Source organism: Variovorax sp. GW821-FHT09A10 (assembly GCF_059418385.1).
In genome coordinates this window covers 1,016,646-1,039,414 of the sequence record NZ_JBWKPT010000001.1, presented here as the reverse complement: position 1 = coordinate 1,039,414, position 22,769 = coordinate 1,016,646, and the positions used below count along the sequence as shown (strand labels likewise).

Here is a 22,769-nt window from a genome sequence, read left to right as displayed (position 1 = left end):
AGCAAAAGGCCCGCCGGGGCGGCGTTTACTTGGTGCTGACGACCTTCGCCGACTTCAGCAGCGCGTCCGACAGGGTCACGCCCTGCAGCTTGGCCGCGCCGGGGTTCACCACCAGCTCGAAGTTGGTGCTGGTCTGCGAGGCGATGGCGCCGGGCTTCTCGCCCTTGAGGATGCGCACCACGATCTTGCCGGTCTGGCGGCCGATGTCGGTGTAGTTCAGGCCCAGTGCGGCCACGGCGCCGCGCTCGACGGTGGCGGTGTCGGCGGCCACCACGGGCAGCTTGGCCTGCTGGGCCACCTTCACGATGCCTTCGAAGGCCGAGACCACGTTGTTGTCGGTGGGCGTGTAGATCACGTCGGCCTTGCCGACCAGGCTCTGGGCGGCGGTGGGCACGTCGACCGTGCGCGCGGCGGCGGCTTCGACCACCGTCATGCCGGCGGCCGAGGCGGCCTTCTTGAGCGACTCGACGATGGCCACCGAGTTGGCTTCGCCCGGGCTGTAGATCACGCCGATGCGCTTGGCGTTCGGCACGACCTTCTTGATCAGGTCGATGTGCTTCTCGAGCGGCGACAGGTCGGACACGCCGGTCACGTTGGTGCCCGAGGGCTCCCAGTTCTTCACCAGCTTGGCGGCCACCGGGTCGGTGATGGCCGAGTACACGACGGGAATCGTCTTGGTGGCGGCTACGGTCGCCTGCGCCGACGGCGTGGCGATGGCGACGATCACGTCGGGCGCATCGCCCACGTACTTGCGGGCGATCTGGGCGGCGGTGCCCACGTTGCCCTGGGCGCTCTGGTAGGTGAACTTGAGGTTCTTGCCTGCTTCGTAGCCGGCGGCCTTCAGCTCTTCCTTCACGCCGTCGCGCACGGCGTCCAGCGCCGGGTGCTCGACGATGGCGGTCACGGCGACCGACTTGTCGGCGGCCAGGGCCGGTGCGGCGGCGAGCACGCCGAGGGCCAGGGCCACGGCGCTGAAGGGGGTGCGAAGCAAAGCGTTTTTCACGTAAGGGTCTCCGGGTGGGGAAAGGGGTGTGGGTGCGTTCGAAGCCGCCGGCAAGGCACCGGCAAAGCACCAGGGCGCGCAATTCAGCGGCCCGGCGTGGCGCAACGCCGTCCGGGCGCGTCGAAGTCTAGATCGTACTTTGCACAATTAAGGTGCATGAATGCCTCGGGCTTTCCCCGCTTTAGGAAACATAATTGCATCATTGATGCGTATGGGGAGACGAAATTGCAGATCATCGAACTCGACCGGACCGATCGGCGGATTCTGGACCACCTCCAGGCGCACGGCCGCGCGTCCAACCTGGACCTGGCCGAGGTGGCCCAGCTGTCGCCCGCGCAGTGCCTGCGGCGCCACCGGCGGCTCGAGGAACTGGGGCTGATCAGCGGCTACGCCGCGCGGCTCAACGCGCGCCACATCGGGCTGGGCGTGATCGCCTTCATCCACGTCACGATGGCGCGCGGCCATGTCGACGAGCTGCCCAAGTTCCAGGACCTGATCGCCGACATGCGCCAGATCCTGGAGTGCTACTCGGTGACCGGCGACTTCGACTACGTGCTCAAGGTGGTCGCGCGCGATCTGGAGGCGCTGTCGCAGTTCCTGATGCACACGCTGATGCACATGCCGGGCGTGTCGGCGGTGCGCTCCAGCGTGTGCCTGAACGAGATCAAGTGCACGGGAGCGCTGCCGCTCGAATAGGGCAGCGGGTGCTTCAGGTGCTGGTGGTGCCCGGCAAAGGAGAGGCCGGCGTGGCCGGCGCAGGCGACGGTTCGGCGGGCAGCACCGGCGCGGGCGCCGCCATCACGAGTGTCGTGGGCGTGGCCAGCGGCAGGTCGGCCTGCTTGAGCGCGTCGAGGATCGTGAACAGCAGGTCGCTGCGCACGCCGCCCGCCAGCCGGGGGCTCGGCACGTAGGCGATGGCCTGGAAGATCAGCAGCCCGTTCTCGATGCCTTCGAGCGTGAGCGAGGGCGCCGGCGTTTCCAGCACGCCCTCGTGTGCGCGGCAGGCCTCGAGGATCAGCTCGCGCACGCGCTGCGCGTCGGTGGTCAGCGGCATCGGCAGGCGGATCAGCACGCGGCCCTCGGCGTTGGCCAGCGTCATGTTGCGCACGGTCTTGGTGATGAACTCCGAGTTCGGCACGATCAGCGTCGAGCGGTCGCCCAGCTGGATTTCCGTGGCGCGCACGTTGATGCGCCGCACGTCGCCCTCGGTGGTGCCCAGCACCACCCAGTCGCCGACCTTCACCGGCTGCTCGGCCAGCAGGATCAGCCCCGAGATGAAGTTCTGCACGATGGCCTGCAGGCCGAAGCCGATGCCCACCGACAGCGCACTGGCCACCCACGCGATGCGCTCGATGCCGATGCCCAGCGCCGACAGCGAGAACGCCACCACCAGGATGCCGCCCACGTAGCCCAGCAGCGTGGTGATCGAGCTCTGCATGCCCGGCTCGAACTGCGTGCTCGGCAGGTAGCTGCGCGACAGCCAGCGCTTGAACACCCGCAGCACGATGAAGCCGACCACCGCCACGGCCACGGCGCTGAGGATCGCGCCCGGCACCAGCTGGAACTCGCCCACCTTCACGCCGGTGCCGAGCTTGCCGCCGCGCTGGAACACCTCGCCCGGGCCCGTGCCCAGCGGCGCGGCCAGCGCGACCAGCATGTAGAAGAACAGCGCTACGCGGCTCAGGCCCGAGAGCACCGTGGCCGCCTGGTCCAGCGTCTGCGGCGCCAGGCCGAAGCTCTTCTGCAGCCGCTGGCCGGAGGCGCTGCGCGAGGACACCACGGCCATGAACAGGTCGTCGGCGAACTTGAACAGCACATAGAAGGCCGCCGCGACGATGCCGCTCCAGGTGAGCTGCGAGGCCAGGAAGCTCGCCAGCGCCACGTAGCCGAAAGCCACCAGCACCCAGATGGTGATGACCAGCACCACGATCAGCGCCACCAGCACCCCGACCCACATCGGCCGTTCGGGCAGGCCGGCGTCGGGTGCGTCGGCGCGCAGTGCCTTCAGGCGGTACACGACGGTGCCGACCAGCGCGGTGAGCAGCAGCGCCGTCGCCACATGCGTGGTGACCACGGCGGCAAAGCTGGCGTCGATGAGTGCGTTGAGTTCGGCGGGCGTCCACGCCAGCGCGGCCACCAGCGCCACCAGCCACGGCAATGCCGACAGGCGCTGCGCCGTGAGGTCGGGAATGGCCGGCAGGCGCCACGACGGCCGCCCCGTGGCCAGCAGCCCGCGCCCCAGGCCGATGATGAACGCCATGAAGGTCAGCGTCTGCGCCGCCGACTGCAGCGCCTTGCGCGCCTGCGCGTCCCACGTGGCGTGCGCCTTGAGCACTTCGACGACGCCGTGCGCGGCCACGGCGACCAGCAGCACGTGCGTGGCGACGATGGCGATCACCAGCAGCGAGCGGCGCAGCCGCCCGGCCGGCAGCACGCGCGTGGCCAGGTGCGCCAGCCCGCGCTCGGCGGCCCAGACGCCGAGCCAGGCGAGCAGCAGCGCGCCGATGAACGAGGCGATCACCGGTGTGCGGCTTTCGGGCTGCAGCGCCTGATCGAAGCCGTCGCCGAGCGCCGCCCCGATCGCCTGCAGCCGTTCGAAATCGTCGGGCCAGGCGTCGCGCAGGTCGTCCCAGAACTCGCTGCCGAGCGGCGAGGCGGCGCGGCTGGTGAGTTCGGCTTCGAACTGCTGGCGCCGCTGCGACACCACGTCGGTGCCGCGCTGGCGCACGTCGATCGCCAGCAGCTTGGCCAGGCGGATGTCCGCATCGAGCGCATTGCGCTCCTTGGTCAGCTGCGCGCGCTGGCGCGTGATGTTGGGGTCTTCGGTGGCGCCGGCGGCAGGCGGGTTGCCGAGTTCGCCGAGCCGCGCGTTCAGGTCGGCCAGCTCGCCGGTGCGGGCGGCGACGAACTTGTCGGCCTGCACGCCGATCTCGTTGATCTGCGCGAGCTGCTTGCGTGCGTCGTCTTCGGCGCCCGGAACGACCGTGGCGTTGGCTTTGCCCGAAGGGGCGATCCGGGCGAACTGCGCGCGCAGCTCCGCGATGGTGGGCGGCGCGGCGGCGGCTGTCGCGGTGTTGGCGCTGTTGTTGGGGTTGCCGCTGCCGGCGTTCATGCTGGCGTCCGGCTGCGCGAGGGCGCTGCCGCACGTCAGCAGGGCCCACAGAGCCAGGAGGGCGGGAAGGCGCAGGCCCGTCAGGCGAGAGGTCCGATTCATGGCCGCATCATAGAAGCCGCCATGACGTAAGAACGGGTAAGAAATGCAGCGTCAGCCCGCGGGACTGAACAGGTCCACCCGGTCGGTGATGATGCCGTCGGTGCCCAGGTCGATGAGCCGCTGCGCGGCCCATTCGTCGTTCACCGTGTAGCTCAGCGAGCGCAGGCCCGCGCCATGCACCTGCGCCACGGTGGTGGCGTCCCACAGCGCGTGGTTGCAGACGATGGCCTGGCAACCCAGGCCCAGCGCGGTGTCGAGCCAGCCGTTCCAGAGCGTGTCGAGCAGCAGGCCGCGCGGCAGTTCGGGCGCCACGGCCTGTGCGCCCTTGAGCGCATCGACCTGGAACGAGGTGAGCAGCGGCGGCACGGCCGCACCCTGCCAGAGGCGCGCGGCTTCGCGCGCCACCACCTCGCCGGTCTCGCGCTCGGTGCCGGGCGTGGGCTTGATCTCGATGTTCAGCAGCAGCTCGTTGGCGCGGCAGAAGCGCGCCAGGTTCTCCAGCGTGGGCAGCGGCTCGCCTGCGAAGGCGCGCGAATGCCAGCCGCCGGCGTCGAGCTGCGACAGCGCACTCCACGCCTGCTGGCCGCCGATGCCGTGGCCGTTGGTGGTGCGCTCCAGCGTGGCGTCGTGCATCAGGAAGACCACGCCGTCGGCGCTGAGCTTGGCATCGCATTCGAACATGCGGTAGCCGTGCGAGGCGCCGAAGCGGAAGGCCGCGAGCGTGTTCTCGGGCGCCAGCTTGCCCGCGCCGCGGTGCGCGACCCAGCGCGGGTAGGGCCAGGGGCTGCGTTCGGCCATTGCTCAGTCGGCGCGCTTGCCGGAGCCGGCGTCGAACCAATGGAGCTTGTCTTCGCGCGCCGCGATCTTCACCGTGTCGCCGGCCACCGGCGGGTGGTCGCCTTCGTCGGTGCGCATGATGATCTGCTCCTCGCCGATGCGGCCGTACACCAGGCGCTCGGCGCCCAGCAGTTCGACCTGCTCGACCTGCACCGTCCAGCCGCTTTCGTCGAGCTTCATGTGCTCGGGGCGGATGCCCAGGATCTGGCCCGGGCGCACGCCCGGTGCGTGCTTGAGCAGGTTCATCGGCGGCGAGCCGATGAAGCTCGCCACGAAGGTGGTCGCGGGCTTGGAGTACACCTCTTCGGGCGTCGCGAACTGGTCCATCACGCCGCCGTTCATCACGATGATGCGTTGCGCCAGCGTCATGGCCTCGACCTGGTCGTGCGTGACGAACAGCGAGGTGATGCCAAGCTCGCGGTGCAGCTTCTGGATCTCGAGGCGGGTCTGCGCGCGCAGCTTGGCGTCGAGGTTCGACAGCGGTTCGTCGAACAGGAACACGCGCGGCTGGCGCACGATGGCGCGGCCCATGGCCACGCGCTGGCGCTGGCCGCCCGAGAGCTCGCGCGGCTTGCGTTCGAGCAGGTGGCCCAGCTCGAGGATCTTGGCCGCCTTGTCGACGCGCACCTTGATCTCGGCGGTCGGCACCTTGGCGATCTTCAGGCCGTAGGCCATGTTCGCGAACACGCTCATGTGCGGGTACAGCGCGTAGTTCTGGAACACCATGGCGATGTCGCGCTCGGAGGGTTCGAGCTGGTTCACCACCTTGCCGCCGATGGCGATCTCGCCGGCCGAGATTTCCTCGAGGCCGGCCACCATGCGCAGCAGCGTCGATTTGCCGCAGCCCGAGGGGCCGACGATGACGATGAATTCATGGTCGGCGATCTCGGCGCTCACGCCGTGGATGACCTGGTTGGCTTTCGGCCCGTGGCCGTAGCGCTTGATGACGTTGCGTAGGGAAAGTGCAGCCATGTTCTTCTCGATTTCGACCTCTATCTCGAGGCACTGTTATTTCCAGAACCACCGCGGAACCGGCTTTGCCGGGCCGCTGGTGGTGCCCCCGGTAGGGGGTTGGCGAAGCGACACGAAGTGCGCGAAGCCTGGGGGCGAGCCTATTTCTCGGTATCAACAAGGCCCTTGACGAACCATTTCTGCATCAGGATCACCACCAGCGCGGGCGGCAGCATCGCCAGGATGGCGGTGGCCATCACGACGTTCCATTCGTTCTGTCCGTCGCCGCCGGCAATCATCCGCTTGATGCCGACCACCACGGGGTACATGTCTTCGCTCGTGGTCGCGAGCAGCGGCCAGAGGTACTGGTTCCAGCCGTAGATGAACTGGATCACGAACAGCGCCGCGATCGAGGTCTTGGACAGCGGCAGCAGCACGTCGAAGAAGAAGCGCATGGGGCTCGCGCCGTCCATGCGCGACGCTTCGGTGAGCTCGTCGGGTACGGTGAGGAAGAACTGGCGGAACAGGAAGGTCGCCGTGGCCGACGCGATCAGCGGCACCGTCAGGCCCGCGTAGGTGTTCAGCATGTTCAGGTCGGACAGCACCTTGTAGGTGGGCAGGATGCGCACCTCCACCGGCAGCATCAGCGTCACGAAGATGGCCCAGAAGCAGATCTTCTTGAACGGGAAGCGGAAGTACACGATGGCGAAGGCCGACAGCAGCGAGATGGTGATCTTGCCGATGGCGATGACCATGGCCGTCACGAAGCTCACCCACATCATGTGCGCCACCGGGGCGTTGGAGCCCGCGCTGCTCTCGCGCCCGAACAGGGCGCCCTTGTAGCTGTCGACGATGTTCGAGCCGGGTGTCAGGGGCATCGGCGCCTGCACGATCTCCTGGGCCGTGTGCGTGGAGGCCACGAAGGCCAGGTAGAGCGGGAAGGCGACGATGAACACGCCCAGGATCATGATGACGTGGGCCAGGATGCCCTGCGTGCCGCGTTTCTCAACCATGCTGCGCTCCGCCCAGTTCGATTTGTTGTTCTTGTTGCTTCATCAGTACTGCACCTTCTTCTCGACGTAGCGGAACTGGATGACGGTCAGCGCCACCACGATCACCATCAGCACCACCGACTGCGCGGCCGAGCCGCCCAGGTCCAGGCCCTTGAAGCCGTCGTGGTAGACCTTGTAGACCAGGATGGTCGTGTCCTTGCCCGGGCCGCCCTGCGTCGCCGCATCGACGATCGCGAAGGTGTCGAAGAAGGCGTAGACCACGTTGATCACCAGCAGGAAGAAGGTGGTGGGCGACAGCAGCGGGAACTGCACGGTCCAGAAGCGGCGCCACGGGCGCGCGCCGTCGATGGCCGCGGCCTCGATCAGCGACTTCGGAATGGACTGCAGCCCGGCCAGGAAGAACAGGAAGTTGTACGAGATCTGCTTCCACACCGAGGCCATCACGATCAGCGTCATGGCGTGGCCCGAGTCGAGCAGGTGGTTCCAGTTGATGCCGATCTTGCCCAGGGCATAGGCCACCACGCCCAGCGAGGGCGAGAACATGAAGACCCACAGCACGGCGGCCACGGCGGGCGCCACGGCGTACGGCAGGATCAGCATGGTCTTGTAGAACATGCCGCCGCGGGTGATGCGGTCGGCGAACACGGCCAGCATCAGCGACAGGCTGATGCCGATGCCGGCCACCAGCACCGAGAACAGCGCGGTGGTCTTGAACGACTCGCCATAGGCCGGGTCGTCGAAGAGCTGGCGGAAGTTGTCGAACCCGACGAACTCGACCGACGTGCCGAACGCGTCCTGCTGCTGCAGCGACTGCAACAGCGCCTGGCCGGCCGGCCAGAAGAAAAACACGAGGATCACCGCCATCTGCGGTGTCAGCAGCAGCCAGGGCAACCAGCCCGAGCGAAAGAAAACGCGTTTTTCCATGAAGCCCCTACATAAAAAATCCCGCCCGGCGCGCCCTGGAAGAAGGGCGTGCGGGGGCGGGCGATATTAGCCGGACACGGAGCCCGGAACTTCAATCGTTAGCTTTTGTTCGCCTTTTGGAAGCGTTCGAGCTGTTCGTTGCCGCGGGTCACGATGGCGTCGAGGGCTTCCTTGGCCGTCTTCTTGCCGCCCCAGACCTGTTCGAGCTCTTCGTCCTCGATGGCGCGGATCTGCACGTAGTTGCCCAGGCGGATGCCGCGGCTCTTGTCGGTGACCTTGCGGATCATCTGCGTCACGGCCACGTCGGTGCCGGGGTTCTGCTTGTAGAAGCCCGACTCTTCGGTGAGCTTGTACGAGGCGGTGGTCACCGGCAGGTAGCCGGTGCGCTTGTGGCTGGCGGACTGCACTTCAGGCGTCGAGATGAAGCTGAAGAACTTGGCCACGCCCTTGTACTCGGCGGCCTTCTTGCCCGACATGACCCACAGGCTGGCGCCACCGATCACGGTGTTCTGCGGTGCGCCCGGCACGTCCGGGTAGTAGGGCAGGGGTGCCAGGCCGTAGGCGAACTTGGCGTTCTTGGCCACGTTGCCGTAGAAGCCCGACGAGGTGTTGATCATGGCGCACTCGCCCGACACGAACGAGGCTTCAGGCACGTTGCCGCGGCCCTTGTAGATGAACAGGCCCTGCTTGGACATGCTGGCCAGGTTCTCGATGTGGCGCTGGTGCAGCGGCGAGTTCACCTTCAGGCGCGCGTCCAGGCCCTGCAGGCCGTTGGCCTTGCTGGCGAACTCCACGTTGTGCCAGGCCGAGAAGCTCTCGACCTGCGTCCAGTTCTGCCAGGCCGTGGTGAACGGGCACTTGTGGCCGCTGGCCTTGAGCTTGGCGGCTGCCGCGACCACTTCGGGCCAGGTGGCGGGTGCCTTGTCGGTGGGCAGGCCGGCCGCCTTGAAGGCGTCCTTGTTGAAATAGAAGATGGTGGTCGAGCTGTTGAACGGGAAGCTCAGCATCTGGCCGTTGGGGGCGGTGTAGTAACCGGCCACGGCGGGGATGTAGGCGGCCGGGTCGAACTTCTCGCCCGCGTCCTTCATGACCTGGCCGACCGGAATGACGGCGCCCTTGCTGGCCATCATGGTGGCGGTGCCCACTTCGAACACCTGCAGGATGTGCGGTGCATTGCCGGCGCGGAAGGCCGCGATGGAGGCCGTCATGGATTCGTCGTACGTGCCCTTGAAGGTCGGGACGACCTTGTAGTCCTTCTGGCTCTCGTTGAACTGCTTGGCCAGGTCGTTGACCCACTCGTTGTTGACGGCGGTCATGGAATGCCACCACTGGATCTCGGTCTGGGCCTGGGCTGCATTGAACAGCGTGGCGGCCAGCGCCGATGCCAACGCGAGCGTCTTGAATCGCATGAAGACTCCTGAAGGGAAAAATGGAAAGCGCGAATGCTAGGGCATGTGCGTGACACAGCCGCGTCACATTGGGGCACGGACCCGGGGGCTATTCCAATCGGGGAAACCCCTTTGGCGCCAAGCCCGGCGCGGGTTGCGGGGCTCATGCTGCGCTGCACCATGCTAGCATCGTCCTCCCCTTTTTTGGCCTAGCTTGTCGCCATGGCCGGGGCCTCCTCGAGTACGTCATGAGCAGCAAAACCTCCCTCGACAAAAGCAGGATCAAGTTCCTTTTGCTCGAAGGCATCCACCCCTCGGCCGTGGAGGTGCTGCGCGCCGCCGGCTATACCAACATCGAGTCGCTGCCGGGTGCATTGCCCGACGCCGAACTCAAGGCCAAGATCGCCGACGTGCACTTCGTGGGCATCCGCTCGCGCACCCAGCTGACGGCCGACGTGTTCGCAGCCGCGCACAAGCTGGTGGCGGCCGGGTGCTTCTGCATCGGCACCAACCAGGTCGACCTCGAAGCCGCCCGCGAACACGGCGTGGCCGTGTTCAACGCCCCGTACTCCAACACCCGATCGGTGGCCGAGCTGGTGCTGGCCGAAGCCATCCTTCTGCTGCGCGGCGTGCCCGAGAAGAGCGCCGTGGCGCACCGTGGCGGCTGGCTCAAGTCGGCCGACAACGCCTTTGAAATCCGAGGCAAGACGCTGGGCATCGTGGGCTACGGCTCCATCGGCGCACAGCTGTCTGTGCTGGCCGAGGCGCTGGGCATGCATGTGGCCTTCTTCGACGTGGTCACCAAGCTGCCGCTGGGCAACGCCCGCCAGGTGCGCGAACTGCACCAGTTGCTGGGCCAGAGCGACATCGTGACCCTGCACGTGCCCGAGACCCAGGCCACCCAGTGGATGATCGGTGCGGCCGAGATCGCCGCCATGAAGCCAGGGTCGATCCTGATCAACGCCTCGCGCGGCACTGTGGTCGAGATCGAAGCGCTGGCCGAGGCGCTGAAAGACAAGAAGCTGCTGGGCGCCGCGATCGACGTGTTCCCGGTGGAGCCGCGCAGCAACAAGGACGAGTTCCAGTCGCCGCTGCGCGGGCTGGACAACGTGATCCTGACACCGCACATCGGCGGCTCGACCATGGAGGCGCAGGCCAACATCGGGCTCGAAGTGGCCGAGAAGCTGGTCAAGTACAGCGACAACGGCACCTCGACCTCGTCGGTCAACTTCCCCGAGGTGGCGCTGCCGGCGCACCCGGGCAAGCACCGCCTGCTGCACATCCACCGCAACGTGCCGGGCGTGCTGTCCGAGATCAACAAGATCTTCTCGGACAACAACATCAACATCTCCTCGCAGTTCCTGCAGACGAACGAGAAGGTCGGCTACGTCGTGATGGACATCGACGCCGCTTCTTCGGACCTGGCGCTGGAGAAACTGGCCAAGGTGAACGGGACGATTCGCAGCCGCGTGCTGTTCTAAGCCCCTTGTCTTTCCCCCTCTCCCTCGGGAGAGGGCGGGGGTGAGGGCCGGCGGGCTCCACGGCAGGCATCGGGCCTGCCATAGGGAATAGCGGAACGGGAAGGGCAAAGACCCCAAGGCCTGCCCTAAAATCCACCCCCCGGCTACATGGGCGCGCAGCGCCTGGCCAAGGGCCCCACCCGATGAATGCTCCGACCGCGTTGAATACGCTGTTGTCACAGGCCGCAGAGCCTGTACGACTGCGCGAGATCCCTTACAACTACACCAGCTTCTCCGACCGGGAGATCGTGATTCGCCTCCTGGGCGAACGCGGCTGGGACCTGCTCCAGACCCTGCGCGCCGAGCGCCGCACCGGCCGATCGGCGCGCATGCTCTACGAGGTGCTGGGCGACATCTGGGTGGTGCAGCGCAACCCCTACCTTGTCGACGACCTGCTCGACAACCCGCGCCGCCGCGGCCAGTTGGTCGACGCCCTGCGCCACCGCCTGGGCGAAGTGCAGAAGCGCCGCACCCCTGACAGCGACCTGCCGCGCGATCAGCTCGTGGGCGAGCTCACCGGCCTCGTCAGCCAGGCCGTGGCCGCCTTCGACGACACCTTCCGCGAAGTCGCCGCCCTGCGCCGCAAGGCCACGCGCGTGCTGCGCCGGCTCACGGCCAAGGACAACATCAAGTTCGACGGCCTCTCGCGCGTGTCGCACGTGACCGACGCCACCGACTGGCGCGTCGAGTATCCGTTCGTCGTGCTGTGCCCCGACACCGAGGCCGAGATGGCCTTGCTGGTCAAGGGCTGCATCGAGCTGGGCCTGACCATCATTCCGCGCGGGGGCGGCACCGGCTACACCGGCGGCGCCATTCCGCTGACCTGGAAGAGCGTGGTCATCAACACCGAGAAGCTCGAGGCCATGACCGAGGTCGAGCACGTGTCGATGCCCGGCCTCGACCACCCCGTGCCCACCATCTGGACCGAGGCCGGCGTGGTCACGCAGCGCGTGGCCGACGCGGCCGAGCGCGCGGGCTTCGTGTTCGCGGTCGACCCGACCTCCGCCGAGGCCTCGTGCGTCGGCGGCAACGTCGCCATGAACGCCGGCGGCAAGAAGGCCGTGCTCTGGGGCACGGCCCTGGACAACCTCGCCTCGTGGCGCATGGTCACGCCGCAGGCCGAATGGCTCGAAGTGACCCGCATCGGCCACAACCTGGGCAAGATCCACGACGCCGAGAGCGCCCTGTTCGAGCTGCAGTACTTCGCCGCCGACGGCAAGACCAAGCTGCGCACCGAGCGCCTCGACATTCCGGGCAAGACCTTCCGCAAGGAAGGCCTGGGCAAGGACGTGACCGACAAGTTCCTCTCGGGCCTGCCGGGCATCCAGAAAGAGGGCTGTGACGGCCTCATCACGAGCTGCCGCTGGGTGGTGCACAAGATGCCGGCGCACACGCGCACCGTGTGCCTCGAATTCTTCGGCAACGCGAAAGATGCGGTGCCCAGCATCGTCGAGATCAAGGACTTCATGTTCGCCGAGCAGAAGCGCTCGGGCGTGCTGCTGGCCGGCCTCGAGCACCTGGACGATCGCTACCTCAAGGCCGTGGGCTACGCCACCAAGTCGAAGAAGCACGGCGGCCTGCCGAAGATGGTGCTGTTCGGCGACATCGCCGGCGACGACGCCGACGCGGTGGCGCGCGTCACCTCGGAAGTGGTGCGCATCGCCAACTCGCGCAGCGGCGAAGGCTTCATTGCCATCAGCCCCGAGGCGCGCAAGAAATTCTGGCTCGACCGCAAGCGCACGGCCGCCATCAGCAAGCACACCAACGCCTTCAAGATCAACGAAGACGTGGTGATCCCGCTGCCGCGCATGGCCGAGTACAGCGACGGCATCGAGCGCATCAACATCGAGCTGTCGCTGCAGAACAAGCTGGCGCTCACCGACGCGCTCGAGGCCTTCCTCACGCGCGGCAACCTGCCGCTGGGCAAGACCGACGACGCGCACGAGATTCCGGCGGCCGAGCTGCTGGAAGACCGCGTGGCGCAGGCCGTGGCGCTGGTGCACGAGGTGCGCGCGCTGTGGGCCGGCTGGCTGCAGAACGTCGACACGCTGTTCCCGCAACTGCAGGACCACACCTTGCGCGCCAGCTGGAAGACCCAGCTGCGCCAGCCGCTGCAGGAGATCTTCTCGGGCGCCGAGTTCGGGCCGATCCTGGCCGAGTGCACCGCTATCCACAAGCAGGTGCTCAAGGGCCGTGTGTGGGTCGCGCTGCACATGCACGCGGGCGACGGCAACGTGCACACCAACCTGCCCGTGAACAGCGACAACTACGAGATGCTGCAGACCGCGCACGCCGCGGTGGTGCGCATCATGGCGCTGGCACGCAGCCTGGACGGCGTGATCTCGGGCGAGCACGGCATCGGCATCACCAAGCTCGAATTCCTGAGCGACGAAGAGCTGCGTCCGTTCACCGAATACAAGGCCCGGGTCGACCCCGAAGGCCGTTTCAACAAGGGCAAGCTGCTGCGCGCACCCGCAGGGCAGGCGCAGACGCTGCACGCCGACCTGACCAATGCCTACACGCCGAGCTTCGGCCTCATGGGGCACGAGTCATTGATCATGCAGCAGAGCGACATCGGCGCCATTGCCGACAGCGTGAAGGACTGCCTGCGCTGCGGCAAGTGCAAGCCGGTGTGCGCCACGCACGTGCCACGCGCCAACCTGCTGTACAGCCCGCGCAACAAGATCCTCGCGACCTCGCTGCTGGTGGAGGCCTTCCTCTACGAAGAGCAGACGCGGCGCGGCATCAGCATCAAGCACTGGGAAGAGTTCGAGGACGTGGCCGACCACTGCACCGTGTGCCACAAGTGCCTCACGCCGTGCCCCGTGAAGATCGACTTCGGCGACGTGTCGATGAACATGCGCAACCTGCTGCGCAAGATGGGCCAGAAGAGCTTCCGCCCCGGCAACGCGGCCGCGATGTTCTTCCTGAACGCGACCAACCCGCAGACCATCAAGGCGGTGCGCGCGGGCATGGTGGGCATCGGCTTCAAGGCGCAGCGCATGGCCAACGACCTGCTGCGCGGCCTCGCGAAGAAGCAGACCGGCGCGCCGCCGGCCACGCTGGGGCCTGCACCGATCAAGGAGCAGGTGATCCACTTCATCAACAAGAAGATGCCGGGCAACCTGCCGAAGAAGACGGCGCGCGCGCTGCTCGACATCGAGGATGCCGACTACGTGCCGATCATCCGCGACCCGAAGACGACCACGTCGGAAACCGAGGCGGTCTTCTACTTCCCGGGCTGCGGGTCGGAGCGGCTGTTCTCGCAGGTCGGCCTGGCCACGCAGGCCATGCTCTGGCACGCGGGCGTGCAGACCGTGCTGCCACCGGGCTACCTGTGCTGCGGCTATCCGCAACGCGGCAGCGGCCAGTTCGACAAGGCCGAGAAGATGATCACGGACAACCGCGTGCTCTTCCACCGCGTCGCCAACACGCTCAACTACCTCGACATCAAGACGGTGGTGGTGAGCTGCGGCACCTGCTACGACCAGCTGCAGGGCTACCAGTTCGACAAGATCTTCCCGGGCTGCCGGATCATCGACATCCACGAGTACCTGCTCGAAAAGGGCATCACCCTGGCCGATGCGGGCGGTGGCGGCTACCTGTACCACGACCCCTGCCATTCGCCGATGAAGCAGCAGGACCCGATGAAGACCGTGAAGGCGCTGGTCGGCGACAACGTGCTCAAGAACGACCGCTGCTGCGGCGAGTCGGGCACGCTGGGCGTGTCACGGCCCGACATCTCGACACAGATCCGCTTCCGCAAGGAAGAAGAGCTGAAGAAGGGCGAGGCCGCGCTGCGCGAGAGCGGCAATGTCGGCGCGACCGACAACGTGAAGATCCTCACCAGCTGCCCGAGCTGCCTGCAAGGCCTCTCGCGCTACGGCAACGACCTGAACAACGGTCTGCTCGAAGCCGACTACATCGTGGTCGAGATGGCCAACAAGCTGCTCGGCGACGACTGGATGCCGAACTACGTGGCGGCCGCCAACCAGGGCGGCATCGAGCGGGTGCTCGTATGACGGCAGTGGCGGGTTGCCCGCTGTGCGACGCGCCCGGCGGGCGCATCGTGTTCGAAGGCGCGAAGCTGCGTGTCATCCATGCGCAGGAAGAAGGCTTTCCGGCTTTCTACCGCGTGGTGTGGCGCGACCATGCGGCGGAGTTCTCCGACCTCGACGCGGCCGACCGCGTGCTGTGCATGGAAGCCGTGGTGCGCGTGGAGCAATGCCTGCGTGATGCGCTGGCGCCCACCAAGCTCAACATCGCCGCGCTCGGCAACATGGTGGCGCACCTGCACTGGCATGTGATCGCGCGCTTCGACTGGGACAGCCATTTCCCGGGTTCGGTCTGGGCCGCCGTGCAGCGGACCGCGCCGGCCGAGCGGCTGGCCGCCGTGCAGGCGCTGCTGCCGCAGGCGGAGGCCGACATGGTCCGCCGGCTCGCGTCGCTGGCCTGAGGCCTTCGTTTTTTCTCAGCTGGCCGCGGCGACCGTCTTGCGGTCGGCGCAGGCCTGCTTGAATTCCGGCGTGGCGCGCGTTTCCTTCGAGAAGCGCTTCGAAGCCACGCTGCCGTCCCTGCACACGCGATCGAGCTCGGCCTGCGCGCTCTTATTGCCCGCATGCGCGGCGTGGGCCAGCAGGCGCACCGCGTGGAAGGGCAGCGCACCCGAGGTGCCGGGCGACGCCGTGGCTGCAGCGGACGTCGGTTGCGGTGTTGCTGCGGCCTTGACGGGCTCCGCAGGCAGCGTGCGTGCGGTGCCCGCCGAGGTCGGCATGCGCTCGACGGCGGTGAAGTCACCGCTCTTGCCGGCGCGCTCGACCATCTGCCGGTAGCTGTCCATCATGAACGACGTGTCCTTGGGCGTGAGCTCCTTCGCCGGCTTGGCGAGGTAGGCCGCGACCTCGGGCGGCAGCGCGGCGTTCACGGCGCTCAGTTCGTGCGCGCCGCCGAAGCCCCGCGAGCCGACCTGCGCGGCATGCGCCGCATCGTCGCCCAGCGCCATCGCACCCTTGGCGGCCACGCCCGTCGCGCCTTCGGCCGCCACTGCACCGGCGCCGACCGCCGCGCCCTTGCCCGCCACGCCGGCCGCCTTGCCGGCGGTCGCGGCCTTGCCTGCCGCCTTGCCGATCAGGCCCCAGAAGGCATGGGCGGGTGGGGCGAGGGCCGTGCCCGCAAGCGCGGCGCAGAGGACGAGGGCGGCCCGGTTCGGACGCGACAGGAGCGGGTGGAAGCGTGTGCGTGACGGCATGCCGCAATGCTAAGCGCAGGCCGCCGGCACGCTGGCGCGGAGCGCGCGGCATACTGCGCGAGTCCCACCCTTTTTCTCTTCTTCCGAACGGATTCCCTATGGCAGGTTTGCAAGCCGGCGCGCCGACGCCCCAATCGATCACCGTGCATGGCCAGTCGCGCGTGCTCGAAGTCGGCTTCTCGGACGGCGCGACCTTCCGCATCCCCTTCGAGCTGATGCGCATCTACTCGCCGTCGGCCGAGGTGCAGGGCCACGGCCCGGGGCAGGAGGTGCTGCAGACCGGCAAGCGCGATGTCGACCTGGTCGGGCTCGAGCCGGTCGGCAACTACGCCGTGCAGCCGGCCTTCAGCGACGGCCACAACTCCGGCATCTACACCTGGAGCCTGCTCTATGACCTGGGCGCCCGGCAGGCCGAGCTGTGGGCCGACTACGAGCGGCGCCTGGCCGCGGCCGGCGTGGACCGCGATGCGCCGATGGCCGACAAGGGTGGCCACGCCTGCAGCAGTCACTGAGCGTCGCTGGAACCGAGGGTAAACATACCCTGTTGCTATTGAAAAGATAGCCTTACAGATAGCAAAGACGCGCGTTGCGGCGGCCCTCCGTTGGAGGAAAAAGCAACAAATGTCCGCCGTGCCTGCGGGGTCGTCGCCTTGAAGGAATGCCTTCCGGCCTAACATCCACCGCATGAGTACAACCCACTTCGGCTTCGAGAAAGTCGACGAAAGCGAGAAGGCGCAACGCGTTCGCGGCGTCTTCGACTCGGTGGCCTCGCGCTACGACATCATGAACGACCTGATGTCGGCCGGCCTGCACCGGGCCTGGAAGGCCTACACCGTGATGGTCGCGAACGTGGGCGAAGGCTCGCGCGTGCTCGACATCGCGGGCGGCACCGGCGACCTCGCGCTCGCCTTCTCGAAGAAGGTCGGCGCCACGGGCCAGGTGGTCCACACCGACATCAACGAAGCCATGCTGCGCACCGGCCGCAACCGCCTGCTCGACGCCGGCGTGGTGCTGCCCACCACGGTCTGCGACGCCGAGAAGCTCCCCTTTCCCGACAACCACTTCGACGTGGTCACCGTGGCCTTCGGCCTGCGCAACATGACGCACAAGGACGTCGCGCTCAAGGAGATGAACCGCGTGCTCAAGCCGCGCGGCAAGCTGCTGGTGCTCGAGTTCTCGAAGGTCGCCAAGCCGCTCACGAAGGCCTACGACTGGTATTCGTTCAACGTGCTGCCGCGCCTGGGCAAGCTCGTGGCCGGCGACGACGCGAGCTACCGCTACCTGGCCGAATCGATCCGGATGCATCCCTCGCAAGAGGAGCTCAAGACCCTCATGAAAGAGGGCGGTTTCGGACATGTGGACTATCACAACATGACGGGGGGAATTGCAGCCCTCCATGTTGGAATCAAGTGTTGATCACGATGACGACGCGAATTTTTCGCTCAAGAGGAGACGGCATGAAGAGTTTGGGTTCTTTGTTTTTGGCAGCAGCGCTGGTGCTGGGGAGCGTTCAGGCGGAAGCCGCACGCATGGGCGGCGGCAAGTCCGTCGGTCGCCAGTCGTCCAACGTGACGCAGCGCCAGGCCACGCAGCCCGCGGCCCCCGCGCAGCAGAACGCGACCAATGCGGCGCCCAAGCCCGCAACGCCCGCCGCCGCTGCACCGAAGCGTCCGTGGGGCGCAATGCTCGGCGGCCTCGCCGCCGGCCTGGGCCTGGCATGGCTCGCGAATTCGCTCGGCCTCGGCGCCGGCTTCGCCAACATCCTGCTGATCGCGCTGCTGGCCTTTGCTGCGCTCGCGGTGTGGCGCATCTTCAAGGCGCGCTCGGCCGCGTCGTCGGGCAATGCCAACCGCCAGGGCGCTTTCGCCTTCCAGGGCGCCGGCAGCCCCGCCGATGCACGCGCACCGGCACAGTACAGCCCGGCCAACGTCGGCAACGACGCCTCGGCACGGCCGTGGGAGCGCAACGCCACCGCGTTCGATGCCGCACCGGCATCGCACGGCAGCAGCCTGTCGGCCGCGGGTGCCGCAGCCGGCGGCAGCATGATCGGTTCGGCGCTCGCCGGTTCGCAGTCCTGGGGCATCCCTGCGGGCTTCGATGCCGACGGCTTCCTCACCGCCGCCAAGCGCAACTTCGTGACCCTGCAAGACGCCTGGGACCGTGCCGACGTGTCGATGCTGCGTTCCATGATGACCGACAGCATGGTCGAAGAGATCCGCACGCAGCTGGCCGACCGCGCCAGCCACACGGGCGGTGCGCTCAACAAGACCGAAGTCGTGATGCTCGACGCCAAGCTGCTGGGCATCGAAGAGCTGCCCGACGCCTACATGGCGAGCGTGGAGTTCTCCGGCATGATCCGTGAAGACGCGTCGGCGGGCCCGGCCCCGTTCCGTGAAGTCTGGAACATGACCAAGACCGGCAGCGCCGGCTGGCTCGTCGCAGGCGTGCAAGCGCTGCAGTGAAGTAAAAGGCTCGCCCCCAGGCTTCGCGCACTGCGTGTCGCTTCTCCAACCCCCTACCGGGGGCAACACCTGCGGCCCGGCAAAGCCGGTTCCGCGGTGTTTATGAAAGGAGACGATGCAGTTCACGGGTTACGGGGCGCAGCACTGACGGGATAATGGGGACCATGGCTACACCATCGTCCCCTTTTTCTTTGCTCGGCGACCTGTTCAACCGCATCGGCGAACGCCTGCAACCGCCGGCCTGGGCTGTCCACGAGATCCAGCACCGCGCGGTCCTGTTCCTGAACCACGTGCTGCAGCAGGAGCCCGAAGCGCAGCAGCGGCTGCTGCGCCAGCAGGGCAGGGTGGTGCGCTTCCAGTGGCGCTTCGTGACGATGGAACTGGTGGCCACGCCGGCCGGCCTGCTCGATCTGGCACCTGCCGGCTCCACGCCCGAACTCACGCTCACCGTGATCGATGACTCTCCCTTCGACATCGCCCGCGCCACGCTGCGCGGCGACAAGCCTTCCGTGCAGATCGTCGGCGACGTGCAGCTCGCAGCCGAGGTCAACTGGCTGGTCGACCACGTGCGCTGGGACGTCGAAGACGACCTGGCCCGCGTGATCGGCGACGTGCCCGCGCACACGCTGGGCAACGGCGTGCGGCGTGTGGTGGGCGCGCTGCGCCAGTTCGTCGGCGACCGCTCGGCCCGCGCCGGCGGTGCGGCGGGCCACGCCGAATGAGTCGCTTCTATCGCGGCCTGTTCATCGTCTGGGTCGCACTGCGCTATGGCCTGGACGAGCTCGTGCTCACGAGCTTCCAGAAGCCCTGGCTGCGTGTGGTGGCACGCATCGTCTCCGTTGGACGCAACCTCGACGCGCCGCGCGGCCAGCGCCTGCGCGAAGCACTGGAGCGGCTGGGCCCCATCTTCGTGAAGTTCGGCCAGGTGCTGTCCACGCGCCGCGACCTGCTGCCGCCCGACATCGCCGACGAGCTGGCCTTCCTGCAGGACCGCGTGCCGCCGTTCCCTTCTGCAGTGGCCATTGCGACCATCGAGCGCGCCTTCCGCCGTCCGGTGAGCGACGTGTTCGTGCAGTTCGACGAAACACCCATTGCCAGCGCGTCGATCGCCCAGGTGCACTTCGCGACCATCCGCACCAACCAGGGCGAGATCCGCGACGTGGCGGTGAAGGTGCTGCGCCCGAACATGCGCGGCGTGATCGAGAAAGACCTCGCGCTCATGGCCATGATGGCCGGCTGGATCGAAGGCCTCTCGGCCGACGGCAAGCGCCTGAAGCCGCGCGAGGTGGTCGGCGAGTTCGACAAGTACCTGCACGACGAGCTCGACCTCGTGCGCGAGGCGGCCAACGCCGCGCAGCTGCGCCGCAACATGGCCTCGCTCGACCTGGTGCTGATCCCCGAGATGTTCTGGGACTTCTGCCACCCCGAGGTGATGGTGATGGAGCGTATGAACGGCGTGCCCATTGCCCAGCTCGACAAGCTGCGCGCGGCCGGCGTCGACATTCCCAAGCTTGCGCGCGACGGCGTGACGATCTTCTTCACGCAGGTGTTCCGCGACGGTTTCTTCCACGCCGACATGCATCCGGGCAACATCCAGGTGAGCCTGGCGCCCGAGACCTTCGGTCGCTACATCTCGCTCGATTTCGGCATCATCGGCACGCTCACCGAGTCCGACAAGGAGTACCTCGCGCAGAACTTCGCAGCCTTCTTCCGGCGCGACTACAAGCGCGTGGCCGAGCTGCACCTTGAAAGCGGCTGGGTGCCGCAGGGCACGCGCATCGACGAGCTCGAGGCCGCGATCCGCACCGTGTGCGAGCCCTACTTCGACCGGCCGCTGAAGGAGATCTCGCTGGGCATGGTGCTGATGCGCCTGTTCCAGACCTCGCGCCGCTTCCACGTCGAGATCCAGCCGCAGCTGGTGCTGCTGCAGAAGACCTTGCTGAACATCGAGGGCCTGGGCCGCAGCATCGACCCCGAACTCGACCTCTGGGCCACGGCCAAGCCTTTCCTCGAGAAGTGGATGCTCGACCAGATCGGGCCGAAGAAGCTGTTCCAGCAACTGCGGGCCGAGGCGCCGCGCTACGCGAAATTGCTGCCGCAATTGCCGCGTCTGCTGCACGATTTCCTGGAAAATCGGCCGCCCGATCACCGCCGCGAATTGCAGGAGCTGCTGGCTGCGCAGAAGCGCACCAACCGGCTGCTGCAGGCCATTCTTTACGGCGGCGTCGGATTCGTCCTGGGTTTGCTCGCCATGCAACTGCTGCTGCGCGTGCGTTTGTTCTAGAGGCTGGAGGAGTTTCGCCGTGTTGTTGACGCTGGTCATCGTCTATCTGCTGGTCACCATCGCCATCGGCCTGTATGCGGCCAAGCGGGTGAAGAACACCACCGACTTCGCGATCGCGGGGCGGCACCTGCCGCTGTTCATGATCATCACGACCACCTTCGCGACCTGGTTCGGGTCCGAGACGGTGCTCGGCATCCCGGCCAAGTTCATCGAGGGCGGCCTGAGCGGCGTGGTCGAAGACCCGTTCGGAGCGGGCACCTGCCTGATCCTGGTGGGCCTGTTCTTCGCGGGCAAGCTGTACCGCATGACGCTCTTGACCATCAGCGACTACTACCGCGAGCGCTACGGCCGCAGCGTGGAAGTGGCCTGCTCGCTGATCATCATGCTGAGCTACCTGGGCTGGGTGTCGGCGCAGGTCACGGCGCTGGGGCTGGTGTTCAACGTGCTGTCGGCCGGCGCCATCAGCATCCCGGTGGGCATGGTGATCGGCGTGGTCTCGATCCTGGCCTACACGCTGTTCGGCGGCATGTGGTCGGTGGCCGTCACCGACTTCATCCAGATGATCATCCTGGTCGTCGGCCTGGCGGTCATCGCGATGTTCGCGGGCGACATGGCCGGCGGCGCCGACAAGGTGATCGCCTTCGCGGTCAGCAAGGACCTCTTCAAGTTCTGGCCCGAACCCAACTGGCACGACATGGTGTTCTTCTTTGCCGCGGCCATCACGATGATGCTGGGCTCCATTCCGCAGCAGGACGTGTTCCAGCGCGTGATGTCGGCCAACAGCGTCAAGGCCGCGACGCGCGGCCCGGTGATCGGCGGCGTGGCCTACATCCTGTTCGCCTTCGTGCCGATGTTCCTCGTGGCCAGCGCGCTGCTGATCATGCCGGAGGAGGTGGCCGTGCTGCTGAAGGAAGATCCGCAGAAGGTGCTGCCCACGCTGGTGCTGCAGAAGATGCCGTTCGTGATGCAGGTGCTGTTCTTCGGCGCGCTGCTGTCGGCCATCAAGTCGACCGCCTCGGCCACCTTGCTGGCGCCCAGCGTCACCTTCACCGAGAACATCTGGCGCCAGTTCCGTCCCGCCGGCACCGACCGCGAGAACCTGATGACCATGCGCATCACGGTGCTGCTGTTCAGCGCCGCCGTGCTGGCCTACGCGATCCGCATGCAGGGCACGCCGATCTACGAACTGGTGTCTGGCGCCTACCAGGTGCCGCTGGTGGGGGCCTTCGTGCCGCTGGTGTGCGGCCTGTACTGGCGCCGCGCCACCACCCAGGGCGCCATCGCCTCGATCGTGGGCGGCATCGGCGTCTGGCTGCTGTTCATGGCGACGCCCTGGGGCACTGCATTCCCGGCCCAGCTGGCGGGCGTGCTGTCCTCGTTCGCGGGCATGGTCGTCGGCTCGCTGCTGCCGCAATGGATAGCGAACACTCACACGCCGCACCGCCTCCTGGCGACCGAGCCGGCCTGACGGCGGGCAGGGCCGCAGCCCCGCGGCCCTTGTGGGCGGGGGCGCCCCTATAATCGAGGGCTTTGCGAGCGGCTCGCTGCGAGTTGCTACGCCCCCCATTCCCACCCGATTTTCCATGCCCATTTACGCCTACAAGTGCAGTTCCTGCGGCTTTGCCAAGGACGTTCTGCAGAAGATGTCGGACACGCCGCTCTCGGTGTGCCCGGAATGCGGTGCGAGCGCATTTGAAAAGCAGGTCACCGCCGCCGGCTTCCAGCTCAAGGGCTCGGGCTGGTACGTGACCGACTTCCGCGAGGGCGGCGGCAAGAAGTCCGAGCCCGCCACGGCGCCCGCTGCTTCCGGCGACGGTGCCAAGTCGGCCGACGCGTCTTCTTCGTCCTCCGCCTCCAGCCCCGCACCGGCGCCCGCGCCGGCCCCCGCTGCACCGGCTGCCGCCAAGAGCGGCGACTGACGGAAC

General features: G+C 67.3%; 19 protein-coding genes. 11 read left to right on the top strand and 8 right to left on the bottom strand.

Annotated features, from left to right (window positions below; genetic code table 11):
- Window positions 1-25 precede the first annotated feature (25 nt).
- Window positions 26-1,003, bottom strand: coding sequence for an ABC transporter substrate-binding protein (locus AC07Q9_RS04980; protein WP_495307738.1), 978 nt, complete (start codon window positions 1,001-1,003; stop codon window positions 26-28).
- 225 nt (window positions 1,004-1,228) lie between these two features.
- On the opposite strand from AC07Q9_RS04980, the gene AC07Q9_RS04975 reads away from it, so the two are divergent.
- Window positions 1,229-1,699: an Lrp/AsnC family transcriptional regulator gene (locus AC07Q9_RS04975; protein WP_056578260.1), complete on the top strand. Its 471-nt coding sequence runs from the start codon at window positions 1,229-1,231 to the stop codon at window positions 1,697-1,699.
- A 13-nt stretch (window positions 1,700-1,712) separates the two neighbouring features.
- Here AC07Q9_RS04975 and AC07Q9_RS04970 read toward each other — a convergent pair whose 3' ends face one another.
- The 6 genes from AC07Q9_RS04970 to ugpB form a co-directional block, all read right to left on the bottom strand.
- Complete coding sequence (locus tag AC07Q9_RS04970) at window positions 1,713-4,217, bottom strand: DUF3772 domain-containing protein (RefSeq protein WP_495307736.1); 2,505 nt, start codon at window positions 4,215-4,217, stop codon at window positions 1,713-1,715.
- A gap of 51 nt (window positions 4,218-4,268) precedes the next feature.
- Window positions 4,269-5,015 carry a glycerophosphodiester phosphodiesterase gene (gene ugpQ / locus AC07Q9_RS04965; RefSeq protein ID WP_495307734.1) on the bottom strand — a complete coding sequence of 249 codons (747 nt, stop codon included), beginning with the start codon at window positions 5,013-5,015 and terminating at the stop codon, window positions 4,269-4,271.
- 3 nt (window positions 5,016-5,018) lie between these two features.
- Complete coding sequence (gene ugpC / locus AC07Q9_RS04960) at window positions 5,019-6,026, bottom strand: sn-glycerol-3-phosphate ABC transporter ATP-binding protein UgpC (protein WP_489059766.1); 1,008 nt, start codon at window positions 6,024-6,026, stop codon at window positions 5,019-5,021.
- 140 nt (window positions 6,027-6,166) lie between these two features.
- Window positions 6,167-7,018 (bottom strand): sn-glycerol-3-phosphate ABC transporter permease UgpE, encoded by an 852-nt coding sequence (ugpE, locus tag AC07Q9_RS04955; RefSeq protein WP_062474482.1) that lies wholly within the window; start codon window positions 7,016-7,018, stop codon window positions 6,167-6,169.
- Between the two features lie 42 nt (window positions 7,019-7,060).
- Complete coding sequence (ugpA, locus tag AC07Q9_RS04950) at window positions 7,061-7,942, bottom strand: sn-glycerol-3-phosphate ABC transporter permease UgpA (RefSeq protein WP_489059764.1); 882 nt, start codon at window positions 7,940-7,942, stop codon at window positions 7,061-7,063.
- A 98-nt stretch (window positions 7,943-8,040) separates the two neighbouring features.
- Complete coding sequence (gene ugpB / locus AC07Q9_RS04945) at window positions 8,041-9,351, bottom strand: sn-glycerol-3-phosphate ABC transporter substrate-binding protein UgpB (RefSeq protein WP_495307731.1); 1,311 nt, start codon at window positions 9,349-9,351, stop codon at window positions 8,041-8,043.
- 227 nt (window positions 9,352-9,578) lie between these two features.
- Between ugpB and serA the strand changes: the two genes are divergently transcribed.
- From serA to AC07Q9_RS04930, 3 genes are all read left to right on the top strand, one after another.
- Entirely contained in the window at window positions 9,579-10,811 is a 1,233-nt protein-coding gene (serA, locus tag AC07Q9_RS04940; RefSeq protein ID WP_495307729.1) for a phosphoglycerate dehydrogenase, read from the top strand.
- 182 nt (window positions 10,812-10,993) lie between these two features.
- Window positions 10,994-14,872, top strand: coding sequence for a DUF3683 domain-containing protein (locus AC07Q9_RS04935; RefSeq protein WP_495307727.1), 3,879 nt, complete (start codon window positions 10,994-10,996; stop codon window positions 14,870-14,872).
- Complete coding sequence (locus AC07Q9_RS04930; protein ID WP_495307725.1) at window positions 14,869-15,306, top strand: HIT family protein; 438 nt, start codon at window positions 14,869-14,871, stop codon at window positions 15,304-15,306. Before AC07Q9_RS04935 ends, AC07Q9_RS04930 begins: the two co-directional genes overlap by 4 nt.
- A gap of 15 nt (window positions 15,307-15,321) precedes the next feature.
- Here AC07Q9_RS04930 and AC07Q9_RS04925 read toward each other — a convergent pair whose 3' ends face one another.
- Window positions 15,322-16,098, bottom strand: a complete 777-nt coding sequence (locus tag AC07Q9_RS04925) for a hypothetical protein (protein ID WP_495307723.1) — start codon at window positions 16,096-16,098, stop codon at window positions 15,322-15,324.
- 98 nt (window positions 16,099-16,196) lie between these two features.
- Between AC07Q9_RS04925 and AC07Q9_RS04920 the strand changes: the two genes are divergently transcribed.
- The 7 genes from AC07Q9_RS04920 to AC07Q9_RS04890 all read left to right on the top strand — a co-directional run bounded on the left by AC07Q9_RS04920 (window position 16,197) and on the right by AC07Q9_RS04890 (window position 22,763).
- Window positions 16,197-16,610 carry a gamma-butyrobetaine hydroxylase family protein gene (locus tag AC07Q9_RS04920; protein WP_062477026.1) on the top strand — a complete coding sequence of 138 codons (414 nt, stop codon included), beginning with the start codon at window positions 16,197-16,199 and terminating at the stop codon, window positions 16,608-16,610.
- Between the two features lie 172 nt (window positions 16,611-16,782).
- A complete protein-coding gene (gene ubiE / locus AC07Q9_RS04915; RefSeq protein WP_070063595.1) occupies window positions 16,783-17,514 on the top strand; it encodes a bifunctional demethylmenaquinone methyltransferase/2-methoxy-6-polyprenyl-1,4-benzoquinol methylase UbiE in 732 nt (243 codons plus the stop codon).
- A 41-nt stretch (window positions 17,515-17,555) separates the two neighbouring features.
- On the top strand, window positions 17,556-18,560 hold the full coding sequence (locus AC07Q9_RS04910) for a Tim44 domain-containing protein (protein WP_489059753.1): 1,005 nt from the start codon (window positions 17,556-17,558) through the stop codon (window positions 18,558-18,560).
- 164 nt (window positions 18,561-18,724) lie between these two features.
- Entirely contained in the window at window positions 18,725-19,282 is a 558-nt protein-coding gene (locus tag AC07Q9_RS04905) for a ubiquinone biosynthesis accessory factor UbiJ (RefSeq protein WP_062477123.1), read from the top strand.
- Window positions 19,279-20,844: a ubiquinone biosynthesis regulatory protein kinase UbiB gene (gene ubiB, locus AC07Q9_RS04900; protein ID WP_495301064.1), complete on the top strand. Its 1,566-nt coding sequence runs from the start codon at window positions 19,279-19,281 to the stop codon at window positions 20,842-20,844. The genes AC07Q9_RS04905 and ubiB overlap by 4 nt, the downstream gene beginning before the upstream one ends.
- 19 nt (window positions 20,845-20,863) lie before the next feature.
- On the top strand, window positions 20,864-22,312 hold the full coding sequence (locus AC07Q9_RS04895) for a high affinity choline transporter 1 (protein ID WP_495307721.1): 1,449 nt from the start codon (window positions 20,864-20,866) through the stop codon (window positions 22,310-22,312).
- Between the two features lie 115 nt (window positions 22,313-22,427).
- Window positions 22,428-22,763, top strand: coding sequence for an FmdB family zinc ribbon protein (locus AC07Q9_RS04890; RefSeq protein WP_489059747.1), 336 nt, complete (start codon window positions 22,428-22,430; stop codon window positions 22,761-22,763).
- Window positions 22,764-22,769: the final 6 nt, after the last annotated feature.